This window comes from Bacteroidota bacterium (assembly GCA_016711505.1).
Taxonomy (GTDB): Bacteria; Bacteroidota; Bacteroidia; order AKYH767-A; family 2013-40CM-41-45; genus JADKIH01.
In genome coordinates, this window is record JADJSV010000013.1 from 1 (window position 1) to 20,139 (window position 20,139).

Genomic DNA, 20,139 nt, shown 5'->3' on the forward strand with positions numbered 1-20,139 from the left:
GGCTTCTTCTTCCATCTCTTTTGTGTACGAACATTGCTGGTGGTGTTTTTTTTGGTAATTGGTAATGGTAATTGCAAGTGGGTAGCAGCACTACCACATTTTGATAATATATTCCTTTATTCAATGAGAAATGGATGTTGAAGCATGTAACAATACCTAACATTTACCCACTTCGCTACTATTTTCAATGCATACTGATTGCAAAATGAAAGTGCATTGCTTACTAACACCACCACTTCAAACTACCAAAAACACCTTCGTCCAGCTTGAATAGATTCAACTGTTGCCGACCAACAGAAGCCTTCTTTTGTATTCGCTCACCCGTTTTTCTGAAGAAGTTTGTTTTTCCTCGTAGGGAAATCATTTCCACGAAGTCAAACCGATTAGTGCTGTTGTAAATTTTATCACATCCAAGAGAAACAAGTAACGATCTGCAACGAATTCAATATACTGACACATCAGTTTAGCATTCATTCCGATCAATGAAACCGAACTGCATCCGTAACGAATTCATGTTCGTTTTCAACTGCATCGCGATTATAGCGCTGAACAGTTCTTTCGGCAGTTTATTTCAAGCATACCATAAAGTAAACAATGGAAATCGCAATGCATTCCTTCGTCGCGGCTGATGAATTCATTGTTGGTACAAAGACCTCGCATCAAACCACGTTTTTCAACCAGAAAATTGACCAGAAAGATCCTGAGAAGAAAAAATCTTCCACTGCTGCGAAAGCGATCAGACGTTCAGCAAAACTTCCGTTTTTTATCCAACGAAGCGCCCATTGTGCCTTTTTAGTAACATGGCACTGTATCTATTGCATGTAACAAATGTGTTCTTTCTGCAGAGTCTTAATATAAGTATCGATGAACAATGAATACATCTCAGAATGGATGTTTTCCATCATGATCTGGAAACCGAAAAACAACGGGCTTCCGGAAGTTGAACTCGTTCATGAAGTTAATTGCAAGGTTTTCATTCACAATTTCCATCGCTGGCAGCGAAAAAAGAAAGCACGTGTTTAATGAAATGGCGTTCATCGTTCGACAGTTTTTCCCAATCTTTTGATCAGCCTGTAAATCGATTTCTTCAGCAGTCCAGAAACTCTGAACTGACTTCTTATACATTTCCAGATCTTTGGTAGTTGATCGGGAAAAGCACAAAGCGATCCTTGTTTTCTTCTAATAATATTTCTTTCTTCATTTTTACTTTAAAAAAGCAGTTATTAAATTTTGTTAGTTCTAATTAGAGGTGACGATTCCTGCCTCTTTCTATCGGTTTTTTAAAATTTCCGCCGACCTGAAAGAGAAGTATTCTTTATCCTTTAAATTTCTTTGAATTATCGGTTTATTGACTCCCCGATCACTTGAACAAAATTCTTTTTTTTTAAAATCATACGCAAGCACATTCGTGTATATTTAATAAACAATTATGCACCCTGTATGTTTGTAAATCCGGATGTAAGCTCCAAAACCCTTATCAGACAAGCGTTTCAAGCGTTTGAACAGATTTTGTTTATAACTCGCACTTGCATTTTCATGTTTGGTATTGAGAACTCCAAAAGCAAAATTTTTTTGTTGATACTCAGAATAGATACAAAATGTGGATAAAAAACGAAAAAAGTGAGAAGAAATTTATAACTAAGCACTGCTTTTATTAATAAAAGATCACTTTCTTTTTATATTTGGATTGAATTGGATTGAAAATCACTTTTCAGTGACAAAAGGAGATTTAAAAGAGTATTAATTAGCTGAACCTAAATTAACCTATTACCTACTATACTATTCCTACTATGTTTAAGAAACTGAGTGCAGCATCATTCGTGATGCTTTTTTTTGCTATGCGGCTTTTGCCGGCGGAACTGCCAATCAAAATTCCGATAAGGAAGTTTACGGAAAAATTGTTGCCGATTATTTAAAGTTAAATCAATCGACATTAAATCTCACTGATGCAGATCTTGCAAACTGGTATTTGTCTGATCTCACTTTCAATCAGAAATACGGAACAACATATGCATATGTTCAGCAGACTGTAAATGGCGTGAAAATTTTCAACGCTGTTTCTTCTGTATGCATACGTAATGGAAAAGTGGTTTCATTTTGCAAAACGCATTTATCCAATGCTGCAGGAATTACAAATTCCATTCGCCTTTCGATTTCTCAACTTGATGGAATCCGAAAAGCTGCACAACATCTCAATCTTTCGTTTCAGGCTGATCCGAAAATGATCACCAACGATAAAACCACAAACAAATCAACTTTCACATCAGGTGGAATTTCAAGAGATGATATAAAAGTTGAACTGGTTTTACAACCGGTCAATAATCGCCTTCGTTTAACTTGGAATGTAAACATTCATGTTTTAGATGGAAGTCACTGGTGGAATGTTCGTATCGATGCATTGAATGGAAATTATATCGAGAAAAACGACTGGACAGTAAGTTGTGAATTTGGAGAAACACCTTCAGCAACATCATCACAAGTTTCAACTCAAGAGTTCCATTTCGGAATGCAGCAGCAACTACAACTTCTACATCACTGATTGGTTCATATCGTGTATTTCCATTTCCATTGGAAGGACCTTCTTTTGGTCCCATCCGTTTTATTGCCCGATCCTTCTGACGCAACAGCATCACCATTCGGATGGCATGATGTGAACGGTGTTGCAGGAGCAGAATATACGATCACACGTGGAAACAATGTTTATGCATACGATGACATAGCTGATCAGGATGCACCGGTACTTCACCAGATGGTACTGCTTCATTAGACTTCGATTTTCCTGCTAATCTTTTACAAGCTCCAAGTACATACACTGATGCATCGAACGTAAATTTATTTTATGTAAACAATATGCTTCACGATTACTTATATCATTATGGTTTCGATGAAGTTTCCGGAAATTTTCAGGCATTCAATTACTCAGGAAATGGTTTAGGAGGTGATCATGTTGATGCAGAAGCACAGGATGGCGGCGGAACAAATAATGCCAACTTCTCAACACCTGATGATGGTCAGAACGGTCGGATGCAAATGTATTTGTGGAGCGGTGTTGTGCAATCGACTCTTGTGATCAACAGTCCTGCCGGTATTGCAGGTTCATACAATGTAGTAGGCGCAGGATTCGGCCCTGCAATTTCTGTCCCGATTACTGACGACATAGTTCTGGTAGATGATGGAGCAGCTCCGAATACGGATGCATGTGAACCATTGGTAAATGGCTCAGCCATTTCAGGAAAAATTGCTTTACTCGACAGAGGTTCATGTAATTTCGTTGATAAAGTTTTGCAGGCTCAGAATGAAAATGCAGTTGCAGTAATCGTGATCAATAACGATCCAAGTTCACCTTTTTCAATGGGTGATAATGGAAGCGGAGCTACTGTTACAATTCCATCTGTAATGATCTCTCAGGCTGATGGAAATATTATCCGTTCAGCGCTGAGTGGTTCAACAGTGAATGGAACATTAAATCCTTCCCCTTCAAGTGCAGTTCAGATAGATGGATCCTTGACAATGGAATCGTAACTCATGAATATGGTCATGGAGTTTCTAACCGATTAACAGGAGGACCAAATAATTCTAATTGTCTTAGTAATGGAGAACAAGCAGGAGAAGGCTGGAGTGACTGGTTAGCATTAATGTTCACACAAAAAGATGGTGACGATGGTGCTGATGCGCGTGGTGTAGGAACATTTGCACTTGGAGAGCCTACGAATGGACCCGGAATAAGAAGATATCCTTATTCGACAGATATGTCAATCAATCCTGAAACGTATGGATTTCTGGCCGCAAGTTCAGAGGTACATAACGTTGGTGAAGTCTGGTGTACAGTTGTCTGGGACCTGAACTGGGCATTAGTTGATCAGGATGGATTTGATCCCGACTGGATCAACGGAACATCAGGTAACAACATTGCTATGGCTTTAGTCATGGAAGGAATGAAACTTCAGCCATGTGGTCCCGGCTTCTTAGACGGTCGTGATGCAATTCTTCAGGCCGATGATAATCTGTACGGAGGAATTCACAAATGCATGATCTGGGAAGTTTTTGCGCGCAGAGGAATGGGCTTCAATGCAAGTCAGGGTAGTGCAAACACTGCAGGCGATGAGACAGAAGATTTTCTATCCCTCCATTCTGTCAGATTCCAATTGCTCCGCCTGTTGCTGAATTTACAAGTGATGTAACAACTACATGTTTTGGAACAATCCGGTTTACTGATCAGTCAACAGATATACCTCAACAATGGTTGTGGGATTTTGGTGATGGACAAACTTCTATTCTTCAGAATCCAACTCATGTTTACACAAGTGCAGGAACATTTACGGTGATACTTACTGTAACAAATACTCTTGGTTCAGATGCAATAACGAAATCATCATACATTACTGTTACGATTGATCCTGCTCCTACTGTATCTGGTACAACTGCATTGTGTACAGCAGGAAGTACAACATTGACTGCAACGGTTGCATCCGGAAATCAGGCTGAATGGTATGACGCATCAAACAATCTTGTTTCAACTTCACTGGTATTTACAACGCCAATCTTAAATACAACAACTACTTATACAGTTCGCCAGGTTACACCTTCTGCATTGCAAAATGTCGGACCGGCAGGACCAACAATTGGCGCAGGAAGTTATCACAATACATCATTTGAAGGCAGAGAGCTCTTCACAACATTTGCACCGATGCGATTGAAATCAGTTTTTGTTGATGCAAGTGGTGCAACTGACAGAACATTTAATTTGTATAATTCTTCAGGCACACTACTTCAGTCGAGAACAATTAATGTTCCTGACGGACAAAGTCGTGTAACATTGAATTTTGATATTCAGTCACCGGGAAATTATGAATTGGGTGTTGTTGCAGGAAGTGTACTGTATAGAAATACGACCGGCGCTAGTTATCCTTATACAATTGGCGGATTGGTTTCGATTACTTTAAGTAATTCAACTACTAATCCTGCAAATTATTATTACTATTGTTACGACTGGGAAGTTCAGGAATTACCTTGTTCAAGTTCACCTGCAACAGTGAGTGTATTGGTTGGAAGTGCTGTCAGTGACTTTACATACGCAGCTTTAGGACTTGATGTGGCATTCACAAATGCTGCAATAGGAAATGTTATTGTTTATTCATGGGCATTTGGTGATGGTAATACTTCCAATGCAGCCAATCCGAATTATACGTATGCTGCAGAAGGAACATATACCGTTTCATTGCATATTGAAACTTCAGATGGATGTTCGGCAGATTATTCAGAAACGATCACGGTTACATCGATAGGAATTGATGAAACGAATGACGAATCTGTTATGATCAATTCGAAAAACAATTTACTCACTATAGAATTTGATCATCCGGCAAAAGACGCTACAATTAAAGTCGTAGATGCTTTAGGTCAGATCCTGATCAATGAAACATTCAACAAGGGCACAACATTCAACCGTACTTTGAATATTGCATCTTCCTATGTGATAGTTTCTGTTCATGAAGGTGAAAAAGTGTTAACGAAAAAAGTCCTTATAACACAGTAAATAAATTCATTTTCCGAATTTTAGCAGATCAAAAGGCCGTTCCCTCAGGAGCGGCCTTTTGATTTTAGCATTAAATCCTGAACAAAAAAGTTATTACCTTTATAAAAAATAATTTGTGACGAAAAACATTCTCCTCTTCGTAATTTCATTCGTGACTTTTTCTGCCTGCACGAATTCAAAAAATAAAAATATGGAAACTCAAGAATTGATTGTGAAACAAGATCCGCATTCCTATGCCTGGTCAAATGAATCTAAGGTGACTCATCTAAGTATGAACTTAGCTGTCGACTTTGAAAAAGATCCTGAAAGGGAAAGCCACACTGACAATTCAATCCGAAGCAGGAGCAAATAAGATTCATCTTGATACAAAAGATCTGAACATTGAGAAGATCACTCTGAATGATTCTGATACTCCTGCAAAATTTACCTTAGGAAACCAGGATCGGTTTTTAGGAAAAGAGTTGATCATTGAAATAGATTCAACGACGAAATTTATCACCATCAATTATTCTACATCTCCCGGAGCTGCAGCATTACAATGGTTGTCTCCACAACAAACGGCAGGAAAAAAACAGCCGTTTTTATTTACACAGTCACAGGCGATCTTAGCGCGTACATGGGTTCCGATACAAGACAGTCCGGGAATCAGGTTTACATACGAAGCAGTCATCCAGGTTCCGAAACAATTGATGGCAGCAATGAGTGCTGAGAATCCACAGCAGAAAAATGATTCGGGTATCTATCATTTTACAATGCCAAAACCTATTCCTGCATATTTACTGGCACTTGCTGTTGGCGACTTTCTTTTTAAGCCACTGGATGCTCGCACAGGAGTGTATGCTGAACAAGTTACGATCGATAAAGCCATTCATGAATTTGCAGATCTTCCGCAAATGGTGAATGTGGCTGAAAAACTTTACGGCGATTATGCCTGGGAAGATATGATCTGATCGTTCTCCCGCCATCATTTCCTTTCGGCGGTATGGAAAATCCAATGCTGACATTTGCTACACCTACAATTCTGGCAGGTGACAGATCACTTACTACACTTGTTGCACATGAACTTGCACACTCGTGGAGTGGAAATCTAGTTACAAATGCAACGTGGGATGATTTCTGGATGAATGAAGGATTTACAGTTTACTTTGAATTAAGGATCATGGAAGAATTGTATGGAAAAGATTTTTCTGACATGCAATGCTTACTGGGACTTGAAGATCTCAAAGCAACTATTGCCGAACTCGGTGATACAAGTGCAGATACACATTTAAAACTCAACCTGGCAGGAAGAGATCCTGATGATGGAATGAATGATATTGCCTATGAGAAAGGCCATTTTTTATTGCTACTGATTGAAAAAACTATCGGCAGAGACCGATTTGATGTTTTTCTTAAAAACTATTTTCACAGTCATGCATTTGGAACAATCACTACAGAACAATTTCTTAAAGAATATAATTCAGAACTGATAAAGGGAAATAGTGAGTTGGAGCAAAAAATTAATATCAATGAATGGGTATATAAACCCGGTCTGCCCAAAATTGCCCCATAGTTCATTCTGCCAAATTTGAAGCTGTAGCCAAAGAAGTTGAAGTATGGAAAAACAATGGAAAAGCGAAAAGAATTGAACACAAATGGCTATTCAACCTATGAATGGCTTAGATTTTTAGCATTACTTCCTGAAAAATTGTCATCAGCACAGATGAAAGATCTTGACGAGACTTTTCATTTTACAAAAACCAGGCAATTCAGAAATTCTGTTTGCATGGTTGGAAAAATGTATCTACAGCAATTACGAACCTGCTTTCCCAACCCTTAAAGTATTTCTCACCGATGTTGGCAGAAGAAAATTTGTAAAGCCATTATTTAGTGCGATGATCAAAACAGAAAGCGGAAGAAAAATGGCTGAAAATATTTACTCGTCTTCAAGAGAAAATTATCACACAATAACGCAAATGACAATTGATTCCCTTCTGGTAAAATAAAAGTTACATTAAAAAACAAATATGAAGAAAGTAAAAATACTGTTTGCATTTATTCTGATGTCAATGGTTGCAAGTGCACAAGACTACCAAACAGGATTAGGTTTCCGTTTAGGTGGGATTAATTCAGGAATAACTGTAAAACATTTTACAGGAAGCACATCAGCTTTGGAAGGTATAATTGGATTTGCAAGACATTCAATATCGATCACCGGCTTGTATGAAAAGCATCAATCTTTTCCAAATGCGCCGGGATTAAAATGGTTTTATGGATTGGGTGGCCACGTTGGTTTTTTTCAAGGTGATTACCGTTATGGTGATTTTCGCTACTATAAATATAAAGGCAACAAGGTGATAGTTTATGATGACAAGTATTATACAAGTTCTACCTATCTGGGTGTAGATTTTATTATAGGTCTGGAGTATAAATTCACGGAGCCCCGATCACACTCGGATTGGATGTGAAACCTCAAATTGACATTGTACCAGGATTCTACGGCTACTTTGATGGTGCCTTATCATTTCGTTTTACGCTCTGATACAATTTCAGATTATTATTGCGATTTCTTACATTTGAAGTATGTTACAAATTCGTAAATCTACAAGTGATGATTTAAAAGCAATTTTAGACATCTACAATGAGGCTGTTTTGAATACAACAGCAACTTTCGACACTGCTGCAAGAACATTTGAAAAGCAATTGGAATGGTATGAAAATCATAAAGCCAATCATCCGGTTTTTGTTGCTGAAGAAAACAATGTTGTTGTAGGCTGGGCTTCCTTAAGTCCATACAGTGATCGTTGCGCTTATGATACCACCGTTGAGGTCTCTGTATATTCATCCAGATCATGGGGGAAAAAAATCGGTTCAAGTTACTGGAAGTAATTACACTTGAAGGTCTGAAAGTAAAAAATCATACTGTGATTTCGAGAATAACGAGTGACAATTTATCCAGTATTCATATTCATGAAAAGATCGGATATCGTCATGTCGGTACACTAAAAGAAGTCGGTGTCAAATTCGGAAAATTACTTGATGTAGAGATCATGCAATATCTTTACAAATAAAAAGAATAAAAAAAGGGCGATAATTACATCGCCCTTTTTCTTAACAAATAAATTTTCTTAATTCCAGAATGGAGGAAGGAAATTATATGTTTTTCCATATTCCAGCATTTGTGTAATAAGGTCCTTTGGATATTCAACTTTCACATCAACGATACGGTCTCCTTCCATAACAGGAACCAATTTTGGTTGAATGAAACCTTGATAAGGCGCAATATTAAGCTTGTCATATCTTGCATGAACTTCAGTTAACAGAGGCTGATCAACGATCACACCATACGTTTCAACAAGTGCTTTTCCGCTTTTGAAATCACCTTCAGATTTTATTCTCTGGATCTCACGTAACAATTGTCCGAACAAAGTTCTGAGTTTTTGATAATCATTGATCACAAAATACGTTTTTCCATCCCGTGAAATTCTCTCGATTACTTTGTCCTTTTCACCTTGTTTAAGTGCCCATGCAGACACTAACTGACGATTCCGCATATGTGCTTGCTCAAGATTTTTACCGGGCTCTATTCTTTGTAATTGAGTCATCAGTCCGTTCAGAATATAATTATCATACTGAGCCTTTCCAACTTCCATCGAAGGACTTACTCCCATGTCAACTAATTTCTGGTCCATTGTATAATACAATCCGACTAAATCTGCTCTTGCTTCTTCTAACACACCTGCATAATTTTTCAGTGTGATGTCAGTAGTTCCTACTCCCCGATTGATCTTTCCTGAAGCATGCCCAATTACTTCGTGGAGGTCGGTATGAAGTTCACCACCAATTGCAGCATATTTTCTGATTCTCTCTTTCACTTCCTCTGATGAACCGAATTCATCGATCATTGGTGATTTTGATTTATAGAAATTATACGATTCCACAATATTACTCAATGAAACAGATTTCGATCCATGCTCTTCACGGATCCATTCATTGTTTGGCAGATTAATTCCTATTGGAGTCGATGGTGCAGCATCACCACATTCGGAAATGACTGTAATTACTTTTGCACTTATTCCTGTTACATTTTTCTTTTTATGTTCGTCCATGATCGGAGAATTATCTTCGAACCATTGTGCTTCATGCGACACAGCTGCTATTCGTTTTGTAGCTTCAAAATCTTTCATTGAAACTACCGACTCAAATGCTGCCTTCTTTTGCAAAGCATCCTGATAAACTTCAATAAAACCATTCACGGCATCAACAGTTGAGATAGTATCGCCCACCCATGAAATGCTGTAATTATCAAATGCAACCGGATCTCCTGTCTGATAGAATGCGATCAGGTTATCGATTGTTTTTTTCTGTTGTTCATTTTCAGCAACCGTACTTGCCTTTTGCAACCAGTAAATTATTTTTTCAATTGCCGGGCCATACATTCCTCCCAGCTTATAAACTTGTTCAACAATTTTACCATTCACTTTAGTCATTTTAGAATTGAATCCGATCTGGGAACGATTTGTTGGATCCGCTTCTTTCATCTTTGTATAAAAGTCTTCTACCTCTTTCTGATTTACACCTTCATAAAAGTTGTTGCTACTTCCGACAATTACATCTTTTGCTGAAAGGTCCACGTCTTTTGCATCATAAGTGAGATCAAAAAAGATTGGATTCATCCGCGTAAGAAATTCATCAACAGTTTTTCCGTTGAGAGGTAATTTCGACTGATCACTATTTTTGACCAGATTGGAAAAATATTCAAAGCTGCATGCCGGAATAAATTTGTCTGCCGAATAATGATGATGATTTCCATTAGCAAAGAAAAATCTGTTACAGTATTCAACAAAGCTATTCCAGTCAGGACCACTTTTTTCGCCGGTATATGTTTCCAGAATTGTTTCAAGTGTTTTTCTCTGAGCGATCCCGTACCGGTATTTCTGATCATAGAAAATATCGCGGCCTGCTAATCCTGCCTGAGTAAAGTAATATGCAAGTTGCTTTTGTTTCAACGACAACTTATCGAAGTCATGGATCTTATATCGCAACACCTGGATATCTGCAAATCGATCTGCAATGTAATCGAATGTAGTATCTTCCATTTGTGCTGTACCGGATTCAGGAGATTTTTTTCCTGAATTACAGGCAGCCAGAGCAAGTAATGAACCTGCAAGAATCAATTTTGTTATTTTCATCGTGATCATTATTTCTTAATTCCGTATTTTGTTTTATAAGTTTGATTCAACTGTTTTTGGAAATTGTCAACGCTTATTTCGCGGCCATTGATAAAAGCACTTTCAACGTGATTGCTTTTCATATCCAATACATCTCCCGAGCTGATAATAAGTGTTGCGTCTTTTCCCGTCTCCAAAGATCCGGTTGTTGTACTAATGCCTAAGATCTTAGCTGCATTCAGTGTAATGCTCATCAAGGCTTCTTCTTTCGTCAGGCCGTATGCAGCGGATGTTCCTGCGTTGAATGCAAGATTTCTTCCTTGCCAGGAGCCATCCATACTTATTGTATAATTTATTCCGGCTTTAGATAATATAGCAGGTAGTTTATATTGAAGATCTACATCATCATCTTCTCTTGGAGGTAAAGAATGGGTTCTTCCTAATATAATAGCGACATTTTTAGATTTCAATAAATCGGTTATCCGGTATGCATCTCCGCCACCTACAATTACAAGACGAATTCCGAATTTATCTGCCATGCTGATTGCGCTAACCATTTCTTTCACATAATCACAATGAACATAAAGAGATTTTGTTCCATTGAATAAACCGCGCATAGATTCAAATTTCAAATTCTGATCCGTCGTTACTTTTGAATCTGCTCCTAATGCAGCTGCAGGAGTTGAAACTGATGTTAATGAATACGCTTTTGCTTCATCGAAATACAATTGAAGATCATTAAGCTGTCGTTGGATCTTCGTGCGTTGCGCCTCTTCAGGTTCTGCATTACCACCTTTGAAAATATACATCCGTGGCCAGTTGAGATGAATTCCTTCATCAGTCTTATATGCTGCATCTTCCCAGTTCCACGCGTCTAACTGAACCACGCTCGACTGTCCGCTGATCGTTCCACCGGAAGGAACGATCTGTGCTAACAGAACTCCGTTCGATCTTACGGTCGGAATAATCCTTGAATCCGAATTGTAAGCAATAAGACTTCTTACATTGGGATTCATGTCTCCTACTTCAAAATTATCTGCCGTGGAGCGAACCATATCGATCTCTGTCAGACCAAGAGTTGAATTACATTCAATCAATCCCGGATAAATATGCTTGCCTTGTGCATCTATCACTTTATCAAATTTCGATTTATCTAACCGGATTACAGTTGCATCTGCTACCAATGTCAGCTTTCCATTTTCAAATCCCTATTGCAGAATTCTCTATCACATTTCCATTGCCAATATGAGCAACGCCATTCATGATAAGAATTCTCTGTGACTGAGCAGGAACCGGATCCGGTCGCTGTGCATTGACTGCAAGAGAAATTACTGTCAGATATATGTATAAATATTTTTTCATCTTGTTGCGTTCTTTAGGATCAATGAGGCATTGATATTTCGTGATCATTACAATGTTTTAACTCCAGTGCCTTAAATGCGGGTTTTGAGTCGCCTCGCCTTTGTTCTTTGCATCTGTCATCTTCTTCATTAATCTTGCTTTTTCCGACACGATCTCTTTGCGTAAGATCTCATCTTGCTTTATGTCGAAATATTTAATTCCATCAACGTAAGTCTGAATTGGTTTTGCATAGACCGAAAGTGGATTCTCATTCCACACAACAACATCGCCATCTTTGCCGGCTTTCAAACTTCCTGTGCGGTCATCAATGTGCAACATCTTCGCAGGATTGAGTGTAACAAATTTAAACGCTTCTTCTTCACTTACTCCACCATACATTACTGCTTTCGCTGCTTCCTGATTCAATCGACGAGCCATTTCGGCATCATCGGAATTGTATGATACGTTCAATCCAACATTATGCATGATCGGACCATTGTATGGTATTGCTTCATACACTTCAAATTTATAAGCCCACCAGTCACTGAAAGTTGAAGCCCCACTTACACCATGAGCTTTCATTTTATCTGCTACTTTATACCCTTCGAGAATATGAGTGAACGTATTTACTTTAAATCCGAATGAATCTGCAACATGCATAAGCATATTGATCTCGCTCTGAACATAACTGTGACAGGTAATAAATCGTTTGCCTTTCATTATTTCAACCAATGCATCCAGTTCAAGATCCCGGCGAACAGGAATTGAATTTGTTACCGGCAGGTTTTTATTCGACGCAGAATTCAAATTCATTTTTTGCATTGTAAACACTTGCTTTAGTAAAAAGTCAAGATAAACCTGCTCAACACCCATTCTTGTCTGTGGAAAACTTACGACTTGTTTCTCGCCCCAATTACTTTGCTTTACGTTTTTTCACCTAAAGCGAATTTGATAAATCCCGGTGCGCCTTCGAATTTCATTTTCTCCGGACTTTGCCCCCAACGCAATTTTATCAGTTGAGTTTGTCCCCCTATTGCATTTGCACTTCCATGTAATAAATGCGATGTAGTAACACCACCGGCCAGCTGTCTGTAGATCTGAATATCATCAGCATCAACAACATCACCAATTCGAACTTCAGCAGTAGAAGATTGTGTTCCTTCATTTGCTGCATCAGAAACTGCAATATGTGAGTGTTCATCAATGATGCCGGGAGTTACGTGCATGTTTGTACCATCAGTAACTTCGCATCCAGCAGGAGCTGCAAAATTTTTTCCAACCTGCTTGATCTTTCCGTTTTCAATCAAAACATCAGTGTTTTAAAATCCTTCTTGTTCATTTGTCCAGACAGTTGCATTCTTTATCAAATATGTTTTAGCCTGTGGTAATTGTTTCCAGCCATAGGCCATATTCGGAAAGTAAACCGGAGCTCTAACAGTATCTTTTTTTGCTGTATCGTTTTTTGATACCGGAGCAATAAAAGCCGAATCAAATTTCATTTTCCATTTGCCCCAATCGGCAGAAGGCAATAATACATTTCCACTCCAGATGGCACCTATAGTTTCTCCGGTAAGCCGGTAAATGCCCTTAGGCTCTGTCTTTTTCAATTCAACCTGCATGGTTACTGTCTGGCCTTGTCTGGAAAAAGATATTTTCGTGGAAGTCGTGTCTTCATAGACAAATGCTTCCGGAGTATTTACTTCGCCACCAATTTTAATCCGTAAAGGTTTGATGTTATCAATCGACAAAGAATAATTTCCACGGACATCTTTGAAAGAAGGATCAACGATCTGATATCTTTTCCATTGATCCAGTTCTCAAAGATCTGATTGTCTTTATTTGTCAGATTCGTAGAAGTAATAATAAAATTTGCAAGCATAGAATTCTTCAAACTTCCGATCTGATCATCAATTTTTAAGAATTGAGCAGGAGAATAAGTTAATGCTTTAATTGCATCTTCTTCCGTCAGTCCGTTCTCAATAGCCTTACGCAGATTTTTCCAGAAGTCAGATTTATTTTTCAGATCAGAAAGAGTAATTGCAAAAGGAATTTTTTTGCCGGCAATAACACCTGCATTTGCTGGAGCAAGTTCCCAGGCTTTCATCTGACGCAATGAAACATTGACAGCTTCATATGGATCAGAGAAATCATAGCCTTCAGGAAAATTTAATGGAATGATAAGAGCACTTCCGGTATTCCTGATCTCTTCGATTCGTTCGTATTCATCACCACTTCCTTTGATTATATAATCAATTCCAAACTCTGTTCGATCCTGTCTGCCCGCAATGCATTTTGTTTATCACTGACTTCAAAAGATCTGAGGTAAGTTTTTGTTCTTGTTAAAAGCATCAAGAGAAATATTGAATTCTTCCTTGTACCCCCCTGAACTATACCATTCAGCATCAAGATAAGTCTGACGAATGAGAGCCATGGAGCCCATCAGTGATGATGGATAATCCTGTGTCGAACTTCCTTTATTAAATGAGAAATTTGATGCAACGATCCCGAAGAATCATTTCGTTTTCGCGTTCATCTCCTAAGAGAACAAATGTTGATGTTCCTCTGACTACTCCATCACGAAGTACACTCATCACTGAACCAAAACCAAGTTTGCGTAATTCCTCGGCCTTTTTAGAATCTGCATTAAATGTCCGGAAAGCATCATACTCTGCACGTACGGCCTGATTCCAGTTATATGCACCTTTCGTATTTGAAATATATTGCGGCGAACGGTCAATGTCAGGAGTTCGTTTTACTTCCCGTCATTCCATAATCGCTGAAGATATCGATCAGTCCCGGATAAATATGTTTTCCACTTAAATCAAAGACAACAGCATTTGAAGGGACAGGAATTCCGGTTCCCGAATTTAGAATCTTTCCATCCTGAATTAACAATGTTGCTCCAGAGACAGAAGTTTTATAATCTATATGCAATACAGTATTTTTAAAAGCATAGATCGTATGCCAGGGATCAGTTGTTCCATTGACAGGAAAAGTTTCTGAGCGAAGTTTTGCTCTGTGAACACCAGCAAGATCAGGAGCGTAATAATTCTTCTCATATAGATTATTTAAGGAGTGAAAGATAATATTTTTAGGAATTGGCATACTCATTTTCACAATGAAATGAGACAGGATATTAAAATTTAACTACCTTTAACTATCTGATTTTAAAGAATAACCATAAATATCTAATAATTGCACTCTGATTGCATGTAAGCTCCATTAAAACACCATTTAAAGTCACGACTAGTGCAAATAGACATATTATTTGCTAATGGATAAACTTTGTAAGTCAATTCCTTTACTTAGTATTTGAAGCTTGATGGTAGAGGAGTCAACGTACAAAATTAAATTGAGCAGTATTTAAAAAATATTTACATTACACATCTTAAATCTCTATAATTTTATCCATGTCTATGAAAAATACTTCCTTGCATTTTATAGTAATTTTACTTTGGTTACAAATTCTTTTTCGCAAACGAATATTGAAGGTGTCGAAGAAATTGATTCAAAGAATATTGGATTTATTCAATATAATAAGAATCCTATTGGATATTATATCTTCTATAAAGATTCAAAAGTCGACAAATCGAATGAAATAAATAAACTTAAAATGTATGATTTGAATTTCAAGGAAACCAAGACCATTGAAATTCAAACTCCGAAAGGAAGCACACTCAGCGAAATTGCCTTCAACTCAAAAACTTTTTTGCTGAATTTTGGCACAGCGGGTAAAAAATTCTTTTTAGGTTACGACCTCAACGGAAATAAAACCGGAGAATTTTATTTTTGATGATCTTTCTTTGGTAAACCAGGCAGCTTTTAATGCTCACTTCAGAAAGATCTGTCGCCACAATATTTCCTTTAGGAGAAGAGGGATTTGTTAAATATTCCGCACAGTCGAATTTGAAAATGGGAATGGGGATGGGAATGGGGATGGGAATGGGAATGGGAATGGGAATGGGTGGAAAAAATAAGAATTTTTATTTTACATTAAAAGGATATTCAAATTCCCTCAAAGAAATATTTACTTACGACGCTTCAGGTGATGCAGAAATAATTTCGGGCGAGGTAAATTTTTCTAATGAAAAATTCATTGGAGTGACCGTAACCAAATCAGGAAAAGGTGTAAAAGGGAAGCAGGAGGTCAACTTCATTCTGCTGAATTCAAAAACAGGAAAACTGATCTTTGAAACTTCAATTTCTGATAAAGAAGATTATCAGGGTGTAATTAATGCAAGCTACAATTCTGATGAGAATGGTTTTATGCTGGTGGGAGAATATGTAGATAAAGAAAATGAAGTTAGCATGGCAAAATTACAGGACTTGTATTTACTTCCCTTAATGCAGATGGTAAAATTATTCAGAGAAAGAAGCTGGCATATAGTACTGAGCTTTCAAAGATAAAATCAATTTTGGGTGAAGAAAAAGGCGGAGTCTATTTTCATAATTTCACTTTAAACGAAGGAAGATGGACCGGAATTGGAGAATTATATACCAAATCATCTAGCACTGTCATTTCCAAAGAATTAATTGTATTGGAATTCGATAATAAATTTGATTTGATTTCAGTGGAATCATTCAAAAAGGAAGGAACAAAGACTAAAACAATTGGAGGATCCACAACCACATCAGAGTTAGTTGCACTTAGTGCTTTCGATTTTAGATATCTTCAACAAAGCAACGAGGGCAATTCTTATACAATTGTTTATCGCACTATGGTAGAAGAAAATAATAAGGTTGTAAAAAATCAAATAAATATTGGATCAATCTATTACAACGGTTCTGTTTTTAAAACAAGTAAGAAATTGCATATGGGCCAAGGTGAAATTCTGCAACTCACTCCGGGTGAAGAGGGGAATACAGTCGTATGGGATTACCTGAAGAAAGAAAAGGTTGTTCGGCTTACGTCTGTACAGTCATCGGAATAATCAAGGCCTCTTTCTGATATTCATTTCCAACACTTGTATTAAATTATTCATTAATCTTTATAATTCTCTTACTAAGATATTCATCTCTCTTTCTTAAATCCAAAAAATAAATCCCGGCCTTAGAATCGGAGAGGTTCAGTTCATGTATTTTTGGGCTAATGTTATTAGTTTTAAAGACAACGCTTCCGAAAATATCCTTTATAACAATCGAATAAAAAAATTAACATCTTCATTCATGGAAATTGTCAAACTTTTCCTGAAAAAGGATTTGGATATACTTTCAACGTTGAATTAAACTTTTCATATGAATCGGTCGACGTACACAAATTACAAAACTGTAAGTAAGAAATTGTTGTATCCGAATTTCTGAGATTTTCAAAATCAATTCCCGACTGACAATTTTGTTTAAGTACAGCATCAAGCCAGAGAGAAAGGTAGGTCAACACTTTTTGTTGTTGAGACTTCACGGAGTAATTGCCTTTGGTGAAGAGGGGAACTGGTGGCTTCACCTAAACTGCAATTAAAATTTGAATCACCCATCAAACAATGGCTGGCAACATTTATTGTTATCGGGTTTTAAAGGAGATTGAATTGCATTCTAATCAAGAATTGATTCCGTTGCAACAGGGTAATGCAATCATTTTACCCTGCTATCAATAGTGCGGAATAGTTAGTAAAGAAGCTGCAGTTACAACGGAAGGTTTGTTTCAGCAACTGCAAAGTTTGCGTGCTGTAATACCTGAATAAAATTGAGTAGATAAAAACTTGGCCACCACCCATGGAATGTCCCGCGACGCAAGTAGCATCAACAACACGATTGAAAAACAGATCCACTGCTAACCAGCTGAAGTTGCTGAGTTGAATTTGCTCAACCAATAAACACAATATCCTTTCAGAAATCAGATGTGAAGGGCAAAACCTGATTCCGTTGTTGGAAGTGCCATGATGTATCCCTTCCAAGACCAATGAATCGTAATGAATAGGAGCTTATAGACATTACAAAACCATGTCCGAACACAAGAACAGGAAAATGAATAGTATCCGAAACTACTGAAACATTTGTTCCGGAACATCAGCAAGGTCAACCGGAAGATGTCATGTAGTCGATCACGGTTCTTGTACTGTCAAAAAAACGTTTCTGCCCGATGGCCCATTGATATATTGTGACCGTGAACATCACTTGCCAGATTATTATTATCAAAAGCGTAAATAGTTTTTCATATGATTAAGTAACAATTTGGGAGTTTTGAAAGTTTTCCCAACACGACAATTGTATCTAATATTCTCCCATTACAAGCATTTTCGAGGAATGAAACTGCAATTCACTAATAGATTCCAAATTGGATTAGTTTTCCTATTTTTACCACAAACTACACCTAATGGACTCAAATTTACTTGCCCGGATTCACGGAATTTCTGTGATGCTTTTTTTGCTGACATATGTGATCAAGAGTTATTTCTTTTTACGAGTAAAGATCTGCTGGCGAACTACGGTAAAAAACAGAAAGGTTCTGAAAATGATCGTCAGCACACTTTCTTGTGACAGCAGGAATCTGGCTGTTTAGCATTATAGGGTGGAGTTAAGACATTGTATATCATTAAACTTGTTTTTTGCATTTCTAAGTATTCCGATTGCAATTGTTGCATTCGAAACAAAACAAAGGCCTGGCTTTACTTTCACTAGTATTGATCGTAGGACTTATGGAATGGCAAGCAGGAAAAAAATAAACCGTTTATCCGGCAAAAAGTTGCACTGTCCGGAAATGCGACGGCAGAGAAATAGTAAGGTGCAAGGTGTATTTTGAAAATTGCGCCTTTTACTCATGGAGCTGATGGAAAAAAACCATACCATGGAGCTAAAGATCTTACGATCTCTCCTTCGCTTACGATGACATTGTACAAATGGTTGTTAAGGAAGCAAAGGAAAGATGCCCGGATATACTGCTGTTAACTCTCAGTGATGATGAAGTTGCTGCTGTATCGAAATTTGTACAAAACTTAAAGGCACCGATGGGTCCACAAGAATAATTATGAAAGAAACGGCCGGTACTTGTAAGGTTGATCAATAAAAATCAGAATGAAAAAGAAAAATTAGTGAATATTTTGGATGGGCTGGCATTTCTTGCAGGGCAGGAGCTGAAACATTAAAACGTTTTACTCAAACTTGAGCATCCGGATTCAGAACATTTATCGGTAGGCAGTAAACTTGAGCAGATCCGTGTTTTCATGGTAGAGAATGATATTAGAAACTTGCAATCTTTGATGATGAGTTAAGTGGTTCACAGATCAGGAATATTGAAAGGTACTTGACTGCGAGTTCTTGACAGAAACAATCGATCCGTGATATTTTTGCAAATCGCGCACGAACAGACAGGCAAGCGCAAGTAAATTAACGCAATATCAGTATTTACTACCACGACTTACACGTATGTGGACTCACTTAGAGAAACAACGTGGTGGAATTGGTATGCGGGGTCCGGGTGAATCGGAGATTGAAACTGATCGACGGGTCATTAAGGATAAACTTTCTAAATTAAAACTCAAGCTAAAAGAATTCGAGAAGCAAAGTCGGGCCCTAGAGAAAGTAAAGAGGTGAAATGGTTCGTGTTGCTTTGGTAGAGATACCAACGTAGGCAAGTCCATTGAGCTTTGGCAAGTTAGAGGCAAGTCTTTACAGAAGATAAATTATTGCAACGCTTGTACTACAGTACGCAAGATCGTTTACGACAGAATCCCATTTTTACTTTTCCGGACACCGTTGGTTTCTCATTCAATAAACTTCCGCATGGTCGATCGAATCATTTGAGTCGACGCTCAGGTAAGTTCGCGAAGCTGATATACTTTTACATGTTGTCGATGTTTCACATCCGCAATTTGAAGATCGGATCGATGTTGTGAATCAAACTTTAGTAGACATTAAAGCAAGTGATAAAAGTTGTTCTGGTTTTAAACAAGATCGATGCATACAAATGGAGTTGAAAAAGAAGAAGATGATCTTTACTCCGAGTACGAGAAAATGTTTCTTTAGAAGAATTGAAACGTAGCTGGATGAGCCGGATTGATTTGAATTGTATTTTATTCTGCAGCTAAAAAAACTAACATTGAAGAGGTGAGAGAAAAGGAATGCTAAAAAGTTAAGGCTGTACATTACAAGAGAGGTATCCGAATGCAATACAGTGAA

Annotated in this window: 16 protein-coding genes and 7 pseudogenes; 15 read left to right on the plus strand and 8 right to left on the minus strand. The window is 37.7% G+C overall.

Annotation, left to right across the window (positions count from 1 at the left end):
- Positions 1 to 223: 223 nt before the first annotated feature.
- A pseudogene (locus IPL24_12680) lies at positions 224 to 1,201 on the minus strand (ribonucleotide-diphosphate reductase subunit beta).
- Between the two features lie 768 nt (positions 1,202 to 1,969).
- Between IPL24_12680 and IPL24_12685 the strand changes: the two are divergent.
- The 8 genes and pseudogenes from IPL24_12685 (at position 1,970) to IPL24_12720 (ending at position 8,586) form a co-directional block, all read left to right on the plus strand.
- Entirely contained in the window at positions 1,970 to 2,539 is a 570-nt protein-coding gene (locus tag IPL24_12685) for a hypothetical protein (GenBank protein ID MBK8364483.1), read from the plus strand.
- Positions 2,446 to 3,042 (plus strand): annotated as a pseudogene (locus IPL24_12690) (M36 family metallopeptidase). Before IPL24_12685 ends, IPL24_12690 begins: the two are co-directional and overlap by 94 nt.
- Positions 3,037 to 3,522, plus strand: coding sequence for a hypothetical protein (locus IPL24_12695; protein MBK8364484.1), 486 nt, complete (start codon positions 3,037 to 3,039; stop codon positions 3,520 to 3,522). The pseudogene IPL24_12690 and the gene IPL24_12695 overlap by 6 nt, the downstream one beginning before the upstream one ends.
- Complete coding sequence (locus tag IPL24_12700; protein MBK8364485.1) at positions 3,462 to 4,181, plus strand: M36 family metallopeptidase; 720 nt, start codon at positions 3,462 to 3,464, stop codon at positions 4,179 to 4,181. Before IPL24_12695 ends, IPL24_12700 begins: the two co-directional genes overlap by 61 nt.
- Positions 4,121 to 4,390, plus strand: a pseudogene (locus IPL24_12705) (PKD domain-containing protein). The gene IPL24_12700 and the pseudogene IPL24_12705 overlap by 61 nt, the downstream one beginning before the upstream one ends.
- A gap of 1,336 nt (positions 4,391 to 5,726) precedes the next feature.
- Positions 5,727 to 7,521: pseudogene (locus IPL24_12710) on the plus strand (M1 family metallopeptidase).
- A 21-nt stretch (positions 7,522 to 7,542) separates the two neighbouring features.
- A complete protein-coding gene (locus tag IPL24_12715) occupies positions 7,543 to 7,983 on the plus strand; it encodes a hypothetical protein (GenBank protein MBK8364486.1) in 441 nt (146 codons plus the stop codon).
- Positions 7,984 to 8,098: 115 nt separating this feature from the next.
- A pseudogene (locus IPL24_12720) lies at positions 8,099 to 8,586 on the plus strand (N-acetyltransferase).
- 57 nt (positions 8,587 to 8,643) lie between these two features.
- Here IPL24_12720 and IPL24_12725 read toward each other — a convergent pair.
- The 4 genes and pseudogenes from IPL24_12725 to IPL24_12740 form a co-directional block, all read right to left on the minus strand.
- On the minus strand, positions 8,644 to 10,707 hold the full coding sequence (locus tag IPL24_12725) for a dihydrofolate reductase (GenBank protein MBK8364487.1): 2,064 nt from the start codon (positions 10,705 to 10,707) through the stop codon (positions 8,644 to 8,646).
- A gap of 8 nt (positions 10,708 to 10,715) precedes the next feature.
- A pseudogene (locus IPL24_12730) lies at positions 10,716 to 12,048 on the minus strand (amidohydrolase family protein).
- A 57-nt stretch (positions 12,049 to 12,105) separates the two neighbouring features.
- A pseudogene (locus IPL24_12735) lies at positions 12,106 to 13,646 on the minus strand (amidohydrolase).
- 77 nt (positions 13,647 to 13,723) lie between these two features.
- Positions 13,724 to 14,131, minus strand: a complete 408-nt coding sequence (locus IPL24_12740; GenBank protein MBK8364488.1) for an amidohydrolase family protein — start codon at positions 14,129 to 14,131, stop codon at positions 13,724 to 13,726.
- Positions 14,132 to 14,520: 389 nt separating this feature from the next.
- Here IPL24_12740 and IPL24_12745 point away from each other — a divergent pair, with 389 nt between their 5' ends.
- On the plus strand, positions 14,521 to 14,712 hold the full coding sequence (locus tag IPL24_12745) for a hypothetical protein (protein MBK8364489.1): 192 nt from the start codon (positions 14,521 to 14,523) through the stop codon (positions 14,710 to 14,712).
- A gap of 54 nt (positions 14,713 to 14,766) precedes the next feature.
- On the opposite strand, the gene IPL24_12750 is transcribed toward IPL24_12745, so the two are convergent.
- On the minus strand, positions 14,767 to 15,138 hold the full coding sequence (locus tag IPL24_12750) for a hypothetical protein (protein ID MBK8364490.1): 372 nt from the start codon (positions 15,136 to 15,138) through the stop codon (positions 14,767 to 14,769).
- Positions 15,139 to 15,481: 343 nt separating this feature from the next.
- On the opposite strand from IPL24_12750, the gene IPL24_12755 reads away from it, so the two are divergent.
- The 3 genes from IPL24_12755 to IPL24_12765 are packed head-to-tail and all read left to right on the plus strand — an operon-like array spanning position 15,482 to position 16,958.
- Positions 15,482 to 15,820 (plus strand): hypothetical protein, encoded by a 339-nt coding sequence (locus IPL24_12755; GenBank protein ID MBK8364491.1) that lies wholly within the window; start codon positions 15,482 to 15,484, stop codon positions 15,818 to 15,820.
- Between the two features lie 32 nt (positions 15,821 to 15,852).
- Positions 15,853 to 16,434 carry a hypothetical protein gene (locus IPL24_12760; protein MBK8364492.1) on the plus strand — a complete coding sequence of 194 codons (582 nt, stop codon included), beginning with the start codon at positions 15,853 to 15,855 and terminating at the stop codon, positions 16,432 to 16,434.
- A gap of 8 nt (positions 16,435 to 16,442) precedes the next feature.
- Complete coding sequence (locus tag IPL24_12765) at positions 16,443 to 16,958, plus strand: hypothetical protein (GenBank protein ID MBK8364493.1); 516 nt, start codon at positions 16,443 to 16,445, stop codon at positions 16,956 to 16,958.
- Between the two features lie 43 nt (positions 16,959 to 17,001).
- Here the strand turns inward: IPL24_12765 and IPL24_12770 are convergent, their stop codons facing one another.
- Together IPL24_12770 and IPL24_12775 are read right to left on the minus strand one after the other, a co-directional pair.
- Positions 17,002 to 17,166: a T9SS type A sorting domain-containing protein gene (locus tag IPL24_12770; protein MBK8364494.1), complete on the minus strand. Its 165-nt coding sequence runs from the start codon at positions 17,164 to 17,166 to the stop codon at positions 17,002 to 17,004.
- A 37-nt stretch (positions 17,167 to 17,203) separates the two neighbouring features.
- A complete protein-coding gene (locus tag IPL24_12775; GenBank protein ID MBK8364495.1) occupies positions 17,204 to 17,404 on the minus strand; it encodes a hypothetical protein in 201 nt (66 codons plus the stop codon).
- Positions 17,405 to 18,337: 933 nt separating this feature from the next.
- Between IPL24_12775 and IPL24_12780 the strand changes: the two genes are divergently transcribed.
- The 3 genes from IPL24_12780 to IPL24_12790 all read left to right on the plus strand — a co-directional run bounded on the left by IPL24_12780 (position 18,338) and on the right by IPL24_12790 (position 19,554).
- Positions 18,338 to 18,523 carry a hypothetical protein gene (locus IPL24_12780; GenBank protein ID MBK8364496.1) on the plus strand — a complete coding sequence of 62 codons (186 nt, stop codon included), beginning with the start codon at positions 18,338 to 18,340 and terminating at the stop codon, positions 18,521 to 18,523.
- A 236-nt stretch (positions 18,524 to 18,759) separates the two neighbouring features.
- Positions 18,760 to 18,909: a hypothetical protein gene (locus tag IPL24_12785; protein ID MBK8364497.1), complete on the plus strand. Its 150-nt coding sequence runs from the start codon at positions 18,760 to 18,762 to the stop codon at positions 18,907 to 18,909.
- A 477-nt stretch (positions 18,910 to 19,386) separates the two neighbouring features.
- On the plus strand, positions 19,387 to 19,554 hold the full coding sequence (locus IPL24_12790; protein MBK8364498.1) for a hypothetical protein: 168 nt from the start codon (positions 19,387 to 19,389) through the stop codon (positions 19,552 to 19,554).
- The last annotated feature ends 585 nt before the right edge of the window (positions 19,555 to 20,139 follow it).